The following is a 914-nucleotide window of genomic DNA, read 5'->3' as shown; positions in this document are numbered from 1 at the left end:
AATCTTGGTTACAGATGAGCATGCGGTCCATTAGCCAGTTGGCGGGGTAACGGCCCACCAAAGCGACGATGGATAGGGGTTCTGAGAGGAAGGTCCCCCACATTGGAACTGAGACACGGTCCAAACTCCTACGGGAGGCAGCAGTGAGGAATATTGGTCAATGGTCGGCAGACTGAACCAGCCAAGTCGCGTGAAGGAAGACGGCCCTAAGGGTTGTAAACTTCTTTTGTCGGAGAGTAAAGGTCTTCACGAGTGGAGATTTGCAAGTATCCGAAGAAAAAGCATCGGCTAACTCCGTGCCAGCAGCCGCGGTAATACGGAGGATGCGAGCGTTATCCGGATTTATTGGGTTTAAAGGGTGCGTAGGCGGCATGACAAGTCAGCGGTGAAATGCCCGGGCTTAACCCGGGAGCTGCCGTTGAAACTGTCGAGCTAGCGTGCACAAGAGGTAGGCGGAATGCGTGGTGTAGCGGTGAAATGCATAGATATCACGCAGAACCCCGATTGCGAAGGCAGCCTACTAGGGTGCAACGGACGCTGAAGCACGAAAGCGTGGGTATCGAACAGGATTAGATACCCTGGTAGTCCACGCAGTAAACGATGAATACTAACTGTTTGCGATATAATGTAAGTGGTACAGCGAAAGCGTTAAGTATTCCACCTGGGGAGTACGCCGGCAACGGTGAAACTCAAAGGAATTGACGGGGGCCCGCACAAGCGGAGGAACATGTGGTTTAATTCGATGATACGCGAGGAACCTTACCCGGGCTCAAACGCAGGGGGAATATGGGTGAAAGCCCATAGCCGGCAACGGCCGCCTGCGAGGTGCTGCATGGTTGTCGTCAGCTCGTGCCGTGAGGTGTCGGCTTAAGTGCCATAACGAGCGCAACCCCTATTGACAGTTACTAACGGGT

At 53.7% G+C, this 914-nt stretch carries 1 rRNA gene; it reads left to right on the top strand.

What is annotated here, in order from left to right:
• Nucleotides 1–914 (top strand): 16S ribosomal RNA (locus tag B5F38_RS14145); the annotation flags it as partial.

The sequence above is a fragment of the Barnesiella sp. An22 genome, assembly GCF_002159975.1.
In the GTDB taxonomy this organism is placed as follows: domain Bacteria; phylum Bacteroidota; class Bacteroidia; order Bacteroidales; family Barnesiellaceae; genus Barnesiella; species Barnesiella merdigallinarum.
The sequence above is the reverse complement of the archived record's forward strand: the minus strand, read 5'-3'. Positions and strand labels throughout refer to the sequence as shown.